The following is a 17,126-nucleotide window of genomic DNA, read 5'->3' on the forward strand; positions in this document are numbered from 1 at the left end:
AAGCAATAAGGAATGGAGAAAGGGCTTCAGAAAAACCTGAGAGCCCTAAACATCTTACTATAACACTCAACTGGCACTATCATTTACCACCAAATATAAACCTACTTATCACTCTCTTCTTCTATCTTTCTCTCAGCCGGCCACAGATAATTACCAGCCCAAACAATATACTGCACATCATCTATAAACCTTAACTGCCCTCCATTGTCGACCCTCACCGTACCGGATAAAAGATAGTATTTTCCGCAGCTCCCGGAGCATTGAAACCCCTTTGGGAGGATTACCTTAATGGCATTATTTGTAATACCTGCCTCATACTGCTCCCTCGAGAAATAGAGATGCCCTTCTCGTCCATATCCGAGCCCCAGCACACCAACCACATCAACATCTCTATTTTTATATTTTGCCGGAGATGCCATTAAAGAGAAAAAATTAACCTCAGTGGTTAGACTCTCATATCCGAGAGCACTACTACAAAAGAATAGTAATAAAACCGAAAGTTTAGAGCTCACTGACATAGGGGGCTCCTCCGTTAGATTTTACGTCTTTGATAAATCTCCCTATTTGTGCATTAGTTGCAGAAACAGGTAGTGCTTTGCTCATTGCGTTATTGAATGAGGACCAATTAAACTTATATAAACTCTGTTGATTCGAAAGATACCCATTAACCCCAAACATTATAGGGTATCTTAAATCCCAAGAATGAAACTTGCTGGCTGAAGCTGGATGAGTATGCCACCTCCCAGCCCAACCAGCACTTCTTGGAGTTCTACCAATGGAAACACTATCAATATGATAGCTTGTTACCACTTGATCAAAACCATACCCATCCCCATATTTACGAACTCCCGCACCAAGCTCCACTTTATATCTTGTGGAAATCCCGTAAGCTTTGTCATGCAGCCATTGAGCAACCCCATCCGGATTATCTGCTATTTCTTGTGCAGCACTCTCATTAATTGTCGCCAGTTCTGCATCAAGAGCCATTCTCTTTTCTTTATTACCAGCTAAAACAGGGGAAGGTGTTGGTACAGTTCCATCTCCTTCAGTCCCCACTTGCCTGATGGAAGAAGCTACATATGACATAGCTCCAGTAACCGCCCCATTTGCAAATTTCCCACCCGAGATTGCAGTAGACGTACCTCCAATAAGCATTGCCACAATTGCTCCCTCCGGTGTGGGACCACCCCCCCCCCCGAAAGTCTCACTTTGACCCGCCCAGGCTGATAAACCTGCAGATACAAAGCCGTGTCCAAATTTACCCCCCTGGAGTTCAGAAACTATTCCGCCTACCGCAGCCGAAACAAAGATACGCTCTCCTCCAGTAAGGCCAGCTGCATTACTGATACCGTAAAATGCCGCCGAGCTCGCACCGGAAACAAGCCCTGCTTTCATGGCAGCACCGAAATCACCGGTAGCAGCATAGCCACGCTGAGCTGAAAAATAGGCATTAAAAGCTATCGAACAAGGCCCACAGTATATGCTAGTAATAATTGATCCAAATAACTGAACCATATCTGCTACAGGGGCCGGCAGAGATTTGATTATAACTTGGTCTATCAGGATAGACAGAAAATAACCACTAGGATCACTAGCATTCAGGGGATTATTACGCACATAGGAATAGCGGTTATACATCTGGGTATCCGTTGCCGCCTGGACAAACGGATCCGCTTGCATAAAGCGCCCCAGCCTTGGGTCGTAGATACGCCCATTCATATGAATGAGCCCTACTGCATCCAGCATCTCATGGCCGGTATATCCCCGCGTAGTATTGACTGTATCAAAGCCAGCTAGGCTAGACTGGCTCAGTGCACTCCAATCCGAAGAATTGCGGCGCTGCCCCCACACATCGAAGGACATTTGCTGAATTACATTTGCGCCCTCATCGGTGAGCAGGTCTACTGAGCCCAGGTGATCCAGGTACTGGAATACTTTTTCTGTCGACTGTACTGCATAGTTAGAGTTTGTAGTCAGGGTATAGATCGCTGTCCCCGCAAGGTAACGCTTCCACTGGATTTCACCAGGGTTGGAGGACTTTTCAATACGCTCGATGTTGCCGATATACCAGGTTTCAGTGACTTCACCAGTTGTGCTATTGGTATCCTTACGGTAATAGCGAGATCGCTCCACACCATAGAGAAACTCGGTTATATGATTTCCCTTCTCGATTCGCTCTGATTTATCAAAGGTGGTGTACTCAATTTTACGACCACCATCAAAATCATCGGAAATCATATTGCCATTGTTATCATAGCGATAGGCGACACCTCCAGCAGAGGTAACAGCGTGTGGGCCCGCATTATTTCCGTATGTGTAATCGCCAACGCCAGCTTTATAGACAATATTACCGATAGCGTTGTAACGCAGATCCTGCTGAGAAGAGGCCAATCCTGAGCAGTTATAGTCACCCGAGCCGATATGGCTCTTCACCAGCCGATTTAAGGCGTCGTAGCAGAAGCTTTCCCTCAGATCTTTACTGCCGCTCTGGTTATGGCGACTTTTCAAATTCCCAAGTGTATCCCAGCTGTAACGAATATTCTGAACACCGAATACCCCCAATACATCTGAGGTCTGAGTCAGCAAACGCCCAGTCTCGCTATCATATCCGTAGGCATTCGTTGCACCATTACCCAATAGCTGGCGTTTTAACTGGCCACGGGCAGTATGTTCCAGCACCTGCTGGATCAAATCCCCCGAACCCAGATCGGTGATCTTCTCAAGGTGCCCATAGTTATTGTAATGGTTTTCAGTACCAGACTGACCACTGGATAACAAGTCATCCAGAGCATCATACGTTTTGGATACACGCCCATAACTATCAAACTCTGTGGTAGTCACATAAGCCACTTGCGGGCCAGTACCATCGAAATCCACCAGTTGTGTATTGTTACGGCCAATACCATCGTACTGATAGAGCACTTGGTAGCCGCTAATGGAGTCCTCCACCAACTCGAGCTGCCCCACCCCATTGCTGGCGGTATCGTAATGCCAAGTTACATTACCGGTAATAGTGCTGCCATTGCGGCGATCGATACGAGTTTTTTTGCGCCCCAAAGTATCATAAGTGAACTCGACCTTATGACCATTGGCATCGGTCTGGGTTTCGATTTCGCCATACTTGGTATAGGTATAGGACCACTCACCCTTATCTGGATCATACATCCTGGTCTTGCGACCCAAATCATCGTAGTAAATTACAACAGAAATTGGATAGGTGAGGCCATCATTCTCTTCAACATGTGTTCCTGCCGAATTTGTTAGTCCCCAAGAGTGGGCTTTATGAAGATTGCCCTGATTATCGTATTCATAGCTGATACGACCATCAAGCGCATCAATAACTTCTACCAACTCCCCGAGAACATTTTTCTTCTCTGTTTTCTTTTGAACCTTATCATTTACTGTAACAGTCGTGAGACCATCATAAATAACTGAGGACTGCGAACTATCAGGTGCAGTAACTTTTACTGCTCGCCCTAACAGGTCATATTCAGTCTTACTCCAAACCCGGCCATTACCAGAAAAGTAAGGCTCGCTGACATATTTCACCCTGCCAAGACTGTCATATTCCTGGTCAATATAAATAGTTTTATCAAAACCCTGAGTTTCTGTACGAATTGCTCTTCCAAGCGCATCCATATACTCGACAGAGGTAGATCCAGTGCTGTTACTTTTTACAACCTTATATTTTGCACCGGTAATACAACCTGAACCACAGAGTGAATATTGAGTTCGTGCATCCGCTCCAGAGTTATCGTAGCGATAAGTCTCACGGCCCAACACGTCATAGCTAAAGTAACTCTTAAAGCCATTCAGCCCATGAACTTCCAGGGGCGCTCCATATGCATTTCGACTGATTACTTCTTCTGTTAAATGCTCAAGACTATTGTAATTCTTATTCGCAAAACGCCCAGAAATATCATAAACAGTCCGTGTATAGCGACTCTGTTCACCCTCTGCGCTCAAAGTCTTCTTCTGAATGTTACCGAAGCCATCATATTCATAAGTAGTGGTTTGCGTAAACTCAGCATTATTTGGCTCAACAACCTCAGTAAGGAGCAGGCCCTTTAAACTTCCAACGGTATGATAAGTAAAGGCAGATTCACGAACATGATCTGCCTGGCCCGGGCGGCTGTTGATTACCCTGGTAAAGCTCAAGCGCCCCTTTTCTGACTCCCAATCAGTACCACCGGAACAAAGTGAGCTCGGATGGGCAGCCATAGAACCGCCGAAGCAGTTGAGTGTATTTTTAATAAACTGCTCACCAGTGGCCTCATCAATAGTTCTCAGTTTTATTGAGGTAACGTTTCCATCATTATCATAACTATTCTCTGTAATAACGGTTTGCAGGTGCTCACCATGTGAACTTCCGTTATTTTCAAGAGAATAGGTTTCCTCTACTACCTTTTCTAGAAATGGCTGATAAGGATACACAGAGGTGTCAGAACCATTCCAACCCTTCAAGCTCCAGGTATTGGCAGCCTTTCGTATCAATGCCTTTGAGGCAGATCGAACCTCAGTCTGCAAGGGCATACCAGTGAACGGGTAGTCCTGGCGGTAGTAAGTGGATGTCTCTACACCCGTTTGCTCATCAGTTGTGGAGATCTTCTGGAAGCCCAGCATCCCTCGCCCAGCAGCCTGCAGTTTCATCTGTGCGTATTCATATGAAACAGCACTTTTCGCCGTGAAATCAACAGCACCGGGAGAGGAGCCGGCAGCTGGAGAAGTACTCTCCACTTTAGAAACTAAGTACATCGGTATCAACACATCGAGAACCGGTGCATCTTTTCCTAGGGTGACACTATCCTCCGGAAGGACCCATGGACCATTCAGTGCAGTATAAAAGTCCGCCGTGTTAGCGGCCTGCTTTAGATAACAATATGTACTTCCGGGGATCTCTACGCCGTTCTCATCTCTCTCAGACGGAGTAGTAGTACACTCCTTACCTTCAAGGGTTTTCGACATTTCAAGGCGACTATAGAACCAACTCCTAATGGTGCTGGTATAGGAGATATCAGTGGTATTACCCAGCCCATTGTCAATTTTGGTTAATACCTTGTTGGGAATATCCCTATTTGCAGAGTTCCCATAGTTGGATACATAGGATGTTAAAAAGCCTTCATCGCTTATCTTGTGATAATCCGGCTGATTATCCCCATTGATATCAGCAAAGATGTGTAGGTAATCGTCATTATTGGGTACAGTCTGAATAAAGATAGACTTTCCAAAGCTGGAAGTCTGGGGATCCCAAAGTTCTATCCGCAACAATCCCGCATCATGATCAGGCCAGTAAACATCCAGCATCCCATCCTGGTTATAGTCCAGAGCTCCGGCTTGCTCTGAAGCAAACCTGCTAGGGGTTACTTTTACCAGTTGTTCCCCAGTACTGAGATAAAGATTTGACGAAGAAGATTCCTGCAATAGCAGGTCAGTTAAACCATCACCATTAAAGTCCGCTGCGACATGAGACTTTGCAGTATTACCTCCCAGGCTTGCAAAAAGGTCGTAGCTATCTGTTTCAGCGTTAAATACAAAAGCCGCATGCCCAGAGGGTCCTGCCGAATACATATATTTAAAACCGCTTTTCAAATCCCCATTTTCATCAAGGCAAAAATCCAAGTCCACCACTTTATTGTCAGGGTCCTTACAACCGCTAACATAAGGTCTCTCCAAAGCAATCAGAATGTCAACATTACCATCCCCATTGAAATCCGCAGTAGCTGCTTTCAATGGAGAGTTGGTCAAACGGCTTATGGATTTACCGGAAGGCAACTCTAAGGAATAGCTTTTAGCTGAGCCGAACCGATAATAAGTCTTGGAACTAATTGGATCCGAGCTAGCCCGTAAGGGATAGACTAGTAAAGTTGATCCACCCACCACAACCAAATCGGACAGACCATCAGAGTTGACATCGACAAAGACACCATCCCTCTCTCCTACTCCGGTATCAATAGGATCGGATGAAAGCTTCCACTGGGAATCCACATAAGTAGAAAGGTAGACATGCCAAGTTTTACTGGTGTAGCGGTCATCGTATACAGCAATATCTGAGCGGCCATCAGCATTGTAATCTAAAACCGCAATACTGATATCCTCGTTTGCATTTGCCCCGGAGAATAAATATTTTTGGCCATTTGAATAAGTGGCAGGAGCTAAGTATGCGCCATTTGATAATGCATACTTAATTTGATGATCCTGATCACTCGCACTATCAGTATCCATCTCCAACCAAACAACATCTTGGTATCCATCGCCATTGAAGTCGCCAAATTGGAAGTCTCTTAAAGAGCGGCTCTTGTTTGCCGTAAAATCAACAGATCCACTGGAAGTTCCGTAATTTAAGGAGTACTGAGACCACTCAAATGAGAGTGCCGGCAAGCAATTGCTGCCTACACACTCTTGAATACTATCTATAAGGGAGGTCTGATTCTTGGATATATTATCAGCTACCAGCTGGTAATTAATATTATATTCACGCAGGGTATTGCCATCAGCGGCAGACGTAATTTTGGAAAGCCGTTTCGTTGTATTAAAAAGGTACCCGGCAGTATAAGCTTGTAAGTAATCAGGCCTATCCGAATAAGTAAACTGGACTGAAGCCGCATTAGCTCCTGCTCCATATGCATATCTTACTTCGTGGATTCGCTTCCCACTATCAGAATCACCTTCATATTCGAATTCAATCCTATTTCCAACGCTATCCTGAAATTCGTTCTGCATCCATGAGAGAACCTTACCTTCTGACACATTGGCATAAGACTTTGAGTTGGCTGTATTACCGTACCAACTGGTTGAGCCATCTTTTCTTTCAACGGTAAAGTAGGCAGGACCCGTTCCTATACTGCCGTGAGATGTGACTTTTACAAAAGATTCGATCTCAGTACGGTATTGTGCGCCGTCCGCACCATAAGATTTACTGGAAACATTAATTAGCCTTTGGCCATCCAGACAAAACCTGTCCGAAGGACTCCAGCTGATAGGTAAAGCTTTTCCGTCCGTGGCCAATGTTTGTCGGCAACGGGTAATTCCGGAAAGCCCCCCAATAGACCACCCATTACCCAGTAACCCATTACCTGTATTACCTTGGTAATTTAAAGATAATTGAGGGACAACACCGGCAGTACCCACCCCTGCTGCTATAGCAAGTGAATAAGTCGCACTACCTGACTCATTAACCCTGAACTGACCAGCAGAGCTACCGGCCATTGTGGGGGTCTTTACGCCCGAAGAAACAATATCCTGCTCAATCGATGGAAGACTTCCGTTAGAAAGGAAGGCAGTATCTACGAGATATTCTTTTCTGCCTTTAAGAACCAGATCGTCCTGTCCGTTCCCATCAATGTCATCAACATAGAACGTATTATTAGATTCAGCTAGTAATTCAGAGAGGTCACTAGAGCGCGAATATGAAACAACAGAAGTCGGAACCTCATCACCAGAAACACCTACCACTACAAAAGGTGGCTCGTTAGTATTTTGGCTCCTGAACAGGATATCTACTACAGAATCACCATCAAAATCACCGTAGTAGAAGTCAATATTTTCCTCAAGCCTTGTAAATCCCGTCAGCTCATCTTCTGGCACGCTATACGGAGCAATAGTTCCATCAGCAAAAATCACGTATGAAGGCCTGGGAGGCAAGGCAATCGGGGTGGCAATATCTCCATGTAAAATTAAGTATCGACTATTGCTGATGACATAATAATCCAGGTCACCGTCACCATCTATATCCTTTAAATAAATAGCTTGGCCTTGGGAATCAAAACTTGAAGCCTTGAGCGATAAAGGCAGTATACAGACCAACAAAATAAGCCATCTAAATACGTACTGAACTGCATTACTATTGCTCAAATGAAACATCTGGCTTCCCCAATGACCCCAATTTTATGGTACAAATGTACAAAGGCAGCAATTCTGCATACCTGAATAGGCGCAGTCAATTCCTCATTAACTTACTTAATGGGGTGTTCATCAAAAGCCCTAGTCTTACAATATCCGGGCAAGATTAACCCCCACAACCGCGTCATCAAAAGTTAAAAACACCACCCTGAGAAGCCAACCACAGAAGGCGCACTAACAAAAGCATGTAGACTTCCAACATAACAAGTGAACACTTCAAGAGGTGCAAGAGAGATAAGCCAATAAGCGCAACCGTTAACCAACAAAACGGTCAGATAGGAATTTGTTACAACCAGTAAATTCACGCATAGCGAAACAAACCACTTTTATCGACCGAATACTTCTCAACGTTCCCTTGCGATATTAACTACTGGCTATTGGAGCTATTCCCGAGCGTTATCATTTGGGGTACCTTCCGAATCTTTCCCTCGAACTCCAAACAAGCCCTTACGACCTTCGATAACTTCTGTTACAGGCCGCAAAAAATGACTTAGCTTATCCTTTTCCCACATTGCATCCTGATATCCGAGCTCAATCAATTCCTCTATATAAGGTCTTTCAAAGAGCAGATAGCTGGCAGCTGATACACCGCCTCCGGCACTGGTGGCACCTGTGGAGCGAAATAGCCAGCGCAGCGCAGGGGGAAGAAACTGCAGCTTTTTCCCTCCCAGCCAGGCAAGGCTTTGCGAGGGTTCAATCACCACAGACTCTACCGGGCGCAAAGGCGCCAAATCAGAATATTTCTCTTTTTCTACAGATTCCAACAAGCTGTTGACCCTATCCATATGCTCCAAATCCCCCTCAAGGCTGTCAATGAAGGCAGCGTTGAACCACTGGGCGGCTATCTGGGCCATTGAAGGAGAATGCATTTGCCTGTCAGTGCGCCGGCTACCCCAGTGTATGGGGGAGCGGTTATCCGATACACCTACAATAAACACCCGCTTTGCACCAAGGTGCAAAGCGGGACTGATCGGGGCCATTTGACGTATGGCACCATCACAGAAATAAATATCTTCAATTCTGACAGCGGGAAAGATTGCTGGAATAGCTGCTGATGCGAGTAAATGATCCACGGTTAGCTCGGTAGGCACACCAAATCGCCTAAAGCGCTGCCAACTCTTCACGCCATCGGCAGCTTGATAAAAGCTGACTGACTCACCTTCACTGTAGGAAAGTGCGTTAATGCAAGTGGCATGTAAATGCCCAGCATCGATATTTTTCTGAATATTGCGAAAGTCGATAACTTCCTTAAGCAATTTTCTCAGAGGTGAATTATCGAGAAGTGCCAGAGGTTTTTGTCGCCCCACCCCCTGGTTAAGTAATGATCGGCTAATTGAAAATAGATTGCCTATAAGGCTCCACCAACTAGTACGATAAACGCGCTCAACACTGAGGCTCATCCACACAGAGCACATGCTATCAACGGCTTCTTTGAAGGTGCCGGGATGGGAAGCCAGCATCATTGCATTCATCGCACCAGCAGAGGTGCCGCAGATAATTTTAAAAGGCCGAGGATTATCCTCTGGTACCACCTCCGCCAAGGCCTTTAGTACACCTGCTTGATATGCCGCACGGGCACCACCACCGGAGAGAACCAGCGCGCTGTTTTCATCGAGAAATGAAGACTCGTTGTTACCTTTAGACAATGTGCTCTTCCAACAGAAATAGACCGCCAATAACAGCATTTACCAAAATGCTATTGAAAACAAAGCGGACAAACAAATACCAATGCTTATATGCAGCCTATAAATCAACTCAGTTAAAAATCTGGATTTTGTAATTATTATTCCGAAAAGTTAAGCTGCTTACAGGGACATATTTACCACGTAACGGCCAATTCCATGCCCCCTATGAATACGAGCAAGAAACTCCGGCGCCTGCTCCAAAGAAATATCTTCAGCGATCCCGCGGAGCTGATTACCGATATACCAATCCCTCGAAAGCCGCTGCCAAACCGCGCTCTTTTTTTCAATTGGTAGCTCAACACTATCGACACCTAAAAGGCTGATGCCACGCAAAATAAAGGGGAATACGTTGGCATGGAATTGTGCCCCGGAGGCCATTCCACAAGCAGCAACACCGCCACCATAGGCCAATGACTTAATCACATTGAAAAGTGTTTCACCGCCTACAGTATCTATTGCCCAGGCCCAAAGAGGCTTTGCCATAGATTTACTGGCAAATGGAGCCAAGGTATCCCTATCGAGAACTTTCCAGGCACCTAAATTAGTCAGGAAATCCGCAGCTTCCAATTTACCTGTCACCGCCGCCACACGGAAACCCAGCTTAGCTAACAGTGCCACTGCAATCGATCCGACCCCACCCGTAGCACCGGTCACCAGAACCTCCCCATCCTCAGGGACCGCACCAGACTCAAGGAGCTTCTCCACACACAATGCCGCTGTCAGGCCAGCCGTACCCAGAGTCATTGACTCCCTGGCAGTAAGCCCCTGCGGAAGAGGCAACGCCCACTTGGGGGGGATGGCAATCATTTCTGCCAAGCCCCCCGGCGTATTCATGCCCAAATCATAGCCAGTGACCAACAATTCCGTACCGGGTTTATAAGTGCCACTATGATCCTCCAACACCTTGCCTACCGCATCGATACCCGGCGTATGGGGATACTCCCGGGTAATACTACGGTTACCAAATGCGGACATCGCGTCTTTGAAATTCAGAGAGGAATGGGAAACTGCAAGCAACAAGGGGTTGTCTGGCAGGTCACAGACCTGCCTTTCAACCAAAAGCTGGTCGAACTTACCTACGGCAACCTCTTCTACCCTTATTGCCCGGAAACTTTCATCCCTGAAATTGTTCATGTGAAAATTTCCTGTCTATCAAAGATTTCAACCCTGCTTGAGGTGCTTATTTATTGCGCGTGATGCCGCCAAGCAGCTAACTTTGAGAATAGACGAGTCATCGCGGACTCTACTCCTGCCTCAGCAGCCAGCCCCATTTTCTTGGCAATATTCTTCTTTTCTTTGTACTCCACCTGATAAAGGTCAGCACCTTCTGCACTATGAGTCAGATACTCATCGGAAGTCTTGAGTTCATCAACAAGCCCAAGGGACAAAGCCTTTTGCCCAAACCAGACTTCACCGGTAGCGACTTTGGCAATATCCAGGCTGGGTCGGTATTCACTGACAAAATGCTGGAACAACACGTGGATCTCTTCCAGGTCACTCTGGAATTTCTCACGGCCTTCTTCAGTATTTTCACCAAACATTGTTACTGTGCGCTTGTACTCTCCTGCAGTAAACAGCTCATAGTCCACATCATGACGCTTAAGTAAGCGATTAAAATTGGGGAGCTGTGCGAGCACACCAATAGACCCCAACATCGCAAATGGGGCAGCCAGAATTCGATCAGCCACACAGGCCATCATATAGCCGCCACTAGCCGCGACTTTATCTACTGCAATAGTGAGGTGTATACCCGCGCTACGTATACGCGCCAGCTGACTAGCCGCAAGGCCATAGTTCGCAACCATACCGCCTGGACTTTCCAGGCAAAGAAGCACCTCATCTCCCGTTTTTGCCACCTGCAGGATCGCAGTAATTTCTTCTCGTAGGTGGGAGAGCGCACTTGCTTTAATATCGCCATTAAAATGCATTACGAAAATACGTCTGCGATCCTCAGAGGACACTGCAATGCTTTTTTCAGATTTTTCTGCCTGAGCTTCTGAAGTGCCTATTTCTTGCTTCTGGCTATCAATTTCTTTTGCTGCTTTCTTCTTTGCTTCAGCCTTATGTCTCTTCACTAAAGCCTTTTCTTCAGCTTTTTTTTCCTTCGCAAGTTGCTTCTTGCGATGGGCAAACTCGTGCTTTTCCATGACCGCTTCCAGCAGGGTGTCTTTGAACTGCTCATAGCGGTCATTCAAACGTGTAACACTAATATGCCCCTGAACACGCTCCTTTAGCTGTTCGCGATTGGCAAAAATAAAGCCTATCAATATCATTAGGGCCACAATCACTGTGACAATTTTTGCCAGGAATAGGCCGTACTCAATTAAAAATTCCACTTAAACTCCAGATTGCTACCTTTCAACATTAAAATTTATTACTCATATCATTTCCAGCCATCCAGGGCGGAAGTTGCCTGCTTGTTCAGCGGCCTTGCCAATAACCCACTGTGACTGATTCGAACATCGTAAACAGCTCCATCCTCCATAGGAAGAAAGGTTGCGCTACCATAAACGGCATCAACGAAAGGCAGGCTTTTATCAAAACCTTTAACAAACCGCCAAACATCCACTCCGTAATTGGTGCCGTCGATCTGGTGGACCGATCGCTCCCGGGCTCGTTCATCCCTCAAGGTTAGGTAACGCCCGCTCAGCCGGTCCAGTCTGTATGCCGGTTCAATGCCCCAACGGGCCAAATGGCCCTGCCATTTCAGCATTCGCGCATCCAACTGCCACTGATCGCCATACAGCTCAAATTTCTGAGAAATTCCATCGGCATCAGCGAATTTAACTTCGAACTGCTGATCGGCCACCTTTCGGAAAGAGACAATACCGACGCTGTGCTCTTGAGCCAGATTGCGATAACTGAAGACATCGGCCGCCACCAGGACTATCCATAGGGCCAAACCGAAAAAGATCAAGCCCGCCGAGCCTCGCAGAAAGCCCATCACCCAGCTTCCACTTAACAGTACTCGCGCCCCCCAAAAAACAAGCAGCAATGCCAATATGGCAATCAGAAAGGTGATCAAGATGTACATAAATTATTGTTCTCCATACTTCTTAGCAGAGCCGTTAGAACAACCACGGCTACTTTCCCGCCGCGACCTGCTCCACGAAAGTGTGAATCAGCTGTCCCGAGAGAGTCTGCACAGGTGGAATTTCCGGCAGCGATCTATAGTGAAACCATTGTGCTTCTTCAATTTCATTCGGATCGGGACACAACTCACCGCCCTGCCACGCCGCAAGATATCCCAACATCAATTGGCCGGGAAATGGCCAGGGCTGGCTACCGATATACTGCAAGCTACCTACCTCTAAGCCTACTTCCTCACGAACTTCACGCTTGAGCGCTATCTCAGCGCTTTCACCCGGCTCTATAAAACCCGCAAGCGCGGTATAGGTGATATTTCTACGATTCGCATGACGGGCAAGCAGGCACTCTTCTCCTCGAGTGACCAGCATAATGACACAGGGAGAAATTCGCGGATAAACCGTCAATTGGCAGTTCGGGCAGGTTCTGGCCCTGTCGATGGAATGGTAGTGAGTTGCGGTCCCACAGCGCCCACAAAAGCGATGGTCGCGGTCCCAATGCGCGATCTGTAGAGCGCGGCCGGCCAATGCAAATAAATGCTCGTCTGTGGAGGTTAATAAACTGCGCAGGTTACGCCAGTCATGCCCGCGAATATCCAGCAGGCTGGATAACACACGAACACCGCAACTTTGTCCTCCCAACTCCCCAAGGTAGTGGTTTGAAATTACAGCCTCGGCCAAAAATATATCCATCTCATGGATAAACTGGTCTCCTCGACAGAGCACCAACCCCTCAGCCACAATAATTTGCTGGGAAAAATCTGGGGTAGCCCACACATTTGCAGCGGGCTCAAAGCGTTCGACCAAAAGAGCCTCCTAATTCAGGTTAAACCGTCTCTACGGGATAACCAAGTGCAGCCAAGCTCTCCACAGCGAGGTTAAGGGATTGCACATCGGCCTGACGGTGCAGCTTTACCTCGCCAAGGTAGTACTCAAGGCTGATAATAGCATCGGCGAAAATATCCAGTGACTGCTCAACATCAGGACCTGCATCGTGGCGATCTACCACTGTTTCAACAAATTTAAATAAGCCTTCAACCACCGAAGCAGCGCGCTGTAGGTTTAAGACGATCAACCCCCCACGCACAGAGTTAAGAGTGGTCGAGACGTTGCGGATATGGCCATGGTCATAGCCGGAATCTGCATATGCAGCTAGAGCGCGCTTTATCAACGCAAGGCCAGCTTCCGCCTCCTTAAGCACTGCTACCTCTGCCTCTGCCAGCTGGCTATGCTCAAAAGCAATATCCGCATGGCCGTACTCATCGAGATCAATATTGGTACTCTGCTTTAATGCCCGCACAGTACTATCCACCATCAACACTTGACCGGTGAGCTTCTGTAAAGCTGAATCTGCGACAGAACCTCCTGCACCTGCAGCACTTTGGTATTCAGCTACGGCATTGCGCAGACTCTCGCCCACTCGCTTGAAGTTCAACATTTGCAAGGTACCAGCAACGCGTCTCAGGGTGCTGGCTAGTCCATCATTCTCATCGATATCGGAGATACCGATCAGCTCAATATCATCCAGCATCCGGCGCACACTGGATAACTCTTCATCCAGTGCACCAGCTACAGCAGAAATTGCAGTGGCACCAGGCCCACCCAGGCTCGCGCGCTCCCTTTCCAGTTCTTCCTCAGTATATTCAAGGGATTCTGCCGAAAAGATATCGAGAAGCTTACTCCCAGCCTCAGCAGGCTTCGACAGAGCAAGCCAATAGATGCATTCTTTCAGCAATATCGGGGGTGCAGGCTGGTCTAGAGCAGCGTCACACTCCTTTTGCAGGGCACGCAACCAACGATCAAACATACTGAATACCATAACCCTGGAACGGCTAATACGCATTTCACAGGCAGCCATACCTGTCAGGGCGGCACCAGCCACGACCCACAGGCGCCCATTTGGACGCCCAGAAGTGATACTCGCAATCCGCTCCAATGCTCGGGCCATCATGGTGAAAGCCGGGCCGCGGGGTTTGCCACGCAATAATGCCAAGAGACCAACTTGGTACATATGCCGGAACCTACGGACAAAACTACGCAAGTCTTCGGACATTACTGCCGAGGCGCCCATGCCAGGTATTGAGGCATCCAGGTTACAACGAAAAAAATGGCTTTCAGGTACCGGCGGCTGGGACCGCGCAGCCCTAAGGTTATTAATAAAGGGGATCAGTAATTCTGGCCTGGCTATGGCCCGACTCTGCACAAAATCGAGGTACCGGCCCAATACATAAAGCCCACTACCCAGAGCTTCCATTAGCTCCTCTGTGGCTTGCTGTCGCCCTTCCAACACTTCGGTGAGCGCAGTTATTTTCTCCTGGGCAAGCAATTCTCCAGCATGGAGCTGCACCATCTGCAATACGCCACTCACTTGCCTAAGAGCTGCCAAGCATTGCTCCAGTGACTGCTTCTGGGTGGTATCTGCTGCAAATTTGTCCAAGTGAGAGGTAGCGTTATCTACTGCTACTACCAGCTCATCCTTGACCACATTGACAGAAGTGATGTTGATCTTGCGCAATTCACTCTTTGACTGCACCGCTGCACTCTTCCTGTAACCGAACAAAAAATAACCAAAACAAAAGGTTCTGGCCTAGTAAAGGGCAATTTATACCAATAGAGAAAAGAGTCCACCTTTCCGCCAATAAATTCCACCGAATATTCGACAAATCCTCTGCTACCTCCTCTGAACCCCTAAATTACTTGAATTTTCCGGAAAACCCAGTAGCGTTTGCTACTTTCAAGTGTGCAGATGTGCACTTTTTTTGCGCTTACGCCCAAAAAACAATCAGCTTCACCAGCTGAATACAAGGGAAAGAAAGATCGCGGCTAAGGGCTTTCCCGAAATGCCGCAAAGGGCAGGGACAACCCGACACTTCAATTTGACCCAAACACTGGGTTACCCAGGGAAGTAAATGATGAACACTTACAACAATGCACTGACGGCTTCCGGTAGCGGTTTTGGCCGGGCCTTTGCGGATAATTTTCTCGGCGAAGCCCCGGATTGGTACAAACTCACAATAGCTGCCTTTCTTCTATTAAACCCAGTAATACTTTATGTCAGCGGCCCTTTTATTACCGGGTGGGTACTGATTGCTGAATTCATTTTTACTCTGGCAATGGCACTAAAGTGCTACCCACTTCAACCCGGAGGATTGCTCGCTATTGAGGCCGTCCTTATGGGAATGACCAGCACAGATGCGGTCTATCATGAAGTAGTCGAGAATATTGAAGTTATCCTGCTGCTGATGTTTATGGTCGCCGGGATCTACTTTATGAAGAGTCTCTTACTCTTTGTGTTTACCAAGATCCTAATTCACGTGAACTCAAAGAGTATGCTCTCGCTACTGTTTTGTGCAGTAGCTGCAGTACTTTCAGCATTCCTAGACGCACTTACAGTTACTGCTGTACTAATCGCGGTAGCTGTAGGCTTTTACTCTGTTTATCACCGGGTCGCCTCCCAGCAACCCCACCACCACCATGACCATGATCACTCGAATGACGAACACGTAGTGGAGTACCACCGGGAGGACCTGGACCAATTCCGGGCCTACCTGCGCAGCCTTATCATGCATGGTGCCGTAGGTACTGCATTGGGAGGCGTCTGTACTTTAGTGGGTGAGCCACAAAACCTACTGATTGCCGAAAAAGCCGGCTGGGAGTTTCTTCAATTCTTCCTGCAAATGGCGCCGGTCACTGTCCCCACCCTATTTGCTGGGCTTATCACCTGTGTATTCTTGGAAAAAACTAAAATCTTAGGCTACGGTGCCCAGCTTCCTATAGCAGTGCGTGAAGTATTGTTGAACTATTCGAGAGAAGAAGAAAAGAAGCGTACCTCTGCACAGGTGGCTGAACTCTGGGTACAGGGCATTGTTGCTCTGCTGCTTGTATTCGCATTGGCCTTTCATGTTGCCGAAGTGGGTATTATCGGCTTGATGATCATTGTGCTTTTGACGTCCTTCAATGGTATTGTTCAGGAGGCCCGAATTGGACACGCCTTTGAAGAAGCCCTGCCTTTTACGGCTCTATTGGTGGTATTTTTTGCCATTGTTGCGGTGATTCACCAACAGCATCTGTTTGAACCGGTTACCCACTTCGTACTATCACAAAAGCCTGAACAACAACCGGGTTTACTGTTTTTGGCCAACGGCATACTGTCCATGATCAGTGATAATGTTTTCGTAGCCACGGTGTATATTAATGAAGTTAAGACTGCCCTAACTGCGGGCGACATCACCCGTGAACACTTTGACAAGTTGGCCATTGCAATTAATACAGGAACCAACCTTCCGAGTGTTGCCACACCGAATGGACAGGCAGCCTTCTTATTCCTGCTCACCTCAGCCCTGGCTCCGTTAATCCGTTTATCCTACGGGCGTATGGTAATCATGGCTTTGCCATACACTATCGTGCTCACTGCTGTTGCGCTGGTTTGCGTTGTTTACGCAATTTAATGAGATTC

Annotated in this window: 9 protein-coding genes; 1 reads left to right on the forward strand and 8 read right to left on the reverse strand. The window is 47.2% G+C overall.

Annotated elements, in window-relative coordinates:
* Nucleotides 1-101: 101 nt before the first annotated feature.
* The 8 genes from ACJJIP_RS12950 to ACJJIP_RS12985 all read right to left on the reverse strand — a co-directional run bounded on the left by ACJJIP_RS12950 (nucleotide 102) and on the right by ACJJIP_RS12985 (nucleotide 15,203).
* A complete protein-coding gene (locus ACJJIP_RS12950) occupies nucleotides 102-518 on the reverse strand; it encodes a hypothetical protein (RefSeq protein ID WP_444924693.1) in 417 nt (138 codons plus the stop codon).
* Nucleotides 502-7,860, reverse strand: a complete 7,359-nt coding sequence (locus ACJJIP_RS12955; protein ID WP_444945302.1) for an FG-GAP-like repeat-containing protein — start codon at nucleotides 7,858-7,860, stop codon at nucleotides 502-504. Before ACJJIP_RS12955 ends, ACJJIP_RS12950 begins: the two co-directional genes overlap by 17 nt.
* 422 nt (nucleotides 7,861-8,282) lie before the next feature.
* The gene (locus tag ACJJIP_RS12960; protein WP_020414838.1) at nucleotides 8,283-9,545 is read right to left on the reverse strand and encodes a patatin-like phospholipase family protein; all 1,263 of its coding nucleotides are present in this window, start codon (nucleotides 9,543-9,545) and stop codon (nucleotides 8,283-8,285) included.
* Between the two features lie 159 nt (nucleotides 9,546-9,704).
* The gene (locus ACJJIP_RS12965; protein ID WP_353375098.1) at nucleotides 9,705-10,718 is read right to left on the reverse strand and encodes a YhdH/YhfP family quinone oxidoreductase; all 1,014 of its coding nucleotides are present in this window, start codon (nucleotides 10,716-10,718) and stop codon (nucleotides 9,705-9,707) included.
* 50 nt (nucleotides 10,719-10,768) lie between these two features.
* Nucleotides 10,769-11,920: a protease SohB gene (gene sohB / locus ACJJIP_RS12970; RefSeq protein ID WP_444945303.1), complete on the reverse strand. Its 1,152-nt coding sequence runs from the start codon at nucleotides 11,918-11,920 to the stop codon at nucleotides 10,769-10,771.
* Nucleotides 11,921-11,967: 47 nt separating this feature from the next.
* Nucleotides 11,968-12,618 carry a cation/multidrug efflux pump gene (locus ACJJIP_RS12975; protein WP_444945304.1) on the reverse strand — a complete coding sequence of 217 codons (651 nt, stop codon included), beginning with the start codon at nucleotides 12,616-12,618 and terminating at the stop codon, nucleotides 11,968-11,970.
* A 49-nt stretch (nucleotides 12,619-12,667) separates the two neighbouring features.
* On the reverse strand, nucleotides 12,668-13,477 hold the full coding sequence (nudC, locus tag ACJJIP_RS12980) for an NAD(+) diphosphatase (RefSeq protein WP_282951045.1): 810 nt from the start codon (nucleotides 13,475-13,477) through the stop codon (nucleotides 12,668-12,670).
* A 19-nt stretch (nucleotides 13,478-13,496) separates the two neighbouring features.
* A complete protein-coding gene (locus tag ACJJIP_RS12985) occupies nucleotides 13,497-15,203 on the reverse strand; it encodes a FimL-related protein (RefSeq protein WP_020414833.1) in 1,707 nt (568 codons plus the stop codon).
* Nucleotides 15,204-15,582: 379 nt separating this feature from the next.
* On the opposite strand from ACJJIP_RS12985, the gene nhaB reads away from it, so the two are divergent.
* On the forward strand, nucleotides 15,583-17,118 hold the full coding sequence (gene nhaB / locus ACJJIP_RS12990; RefSeq protein ID WP_353375465.1) for a sodium/proton antiporter NhaB: 1,536 nt from the start codon (nucleotides 15,583-15,585) through the stop codon (nucleotides 17,116-17,118).
* The last annotated feature ends 8 nt before the right edge of the window (nucleotides 17,119-17,126 follow it).

Source organism: Microbulbifer variabilis (genome assembly GCF_052467165.1).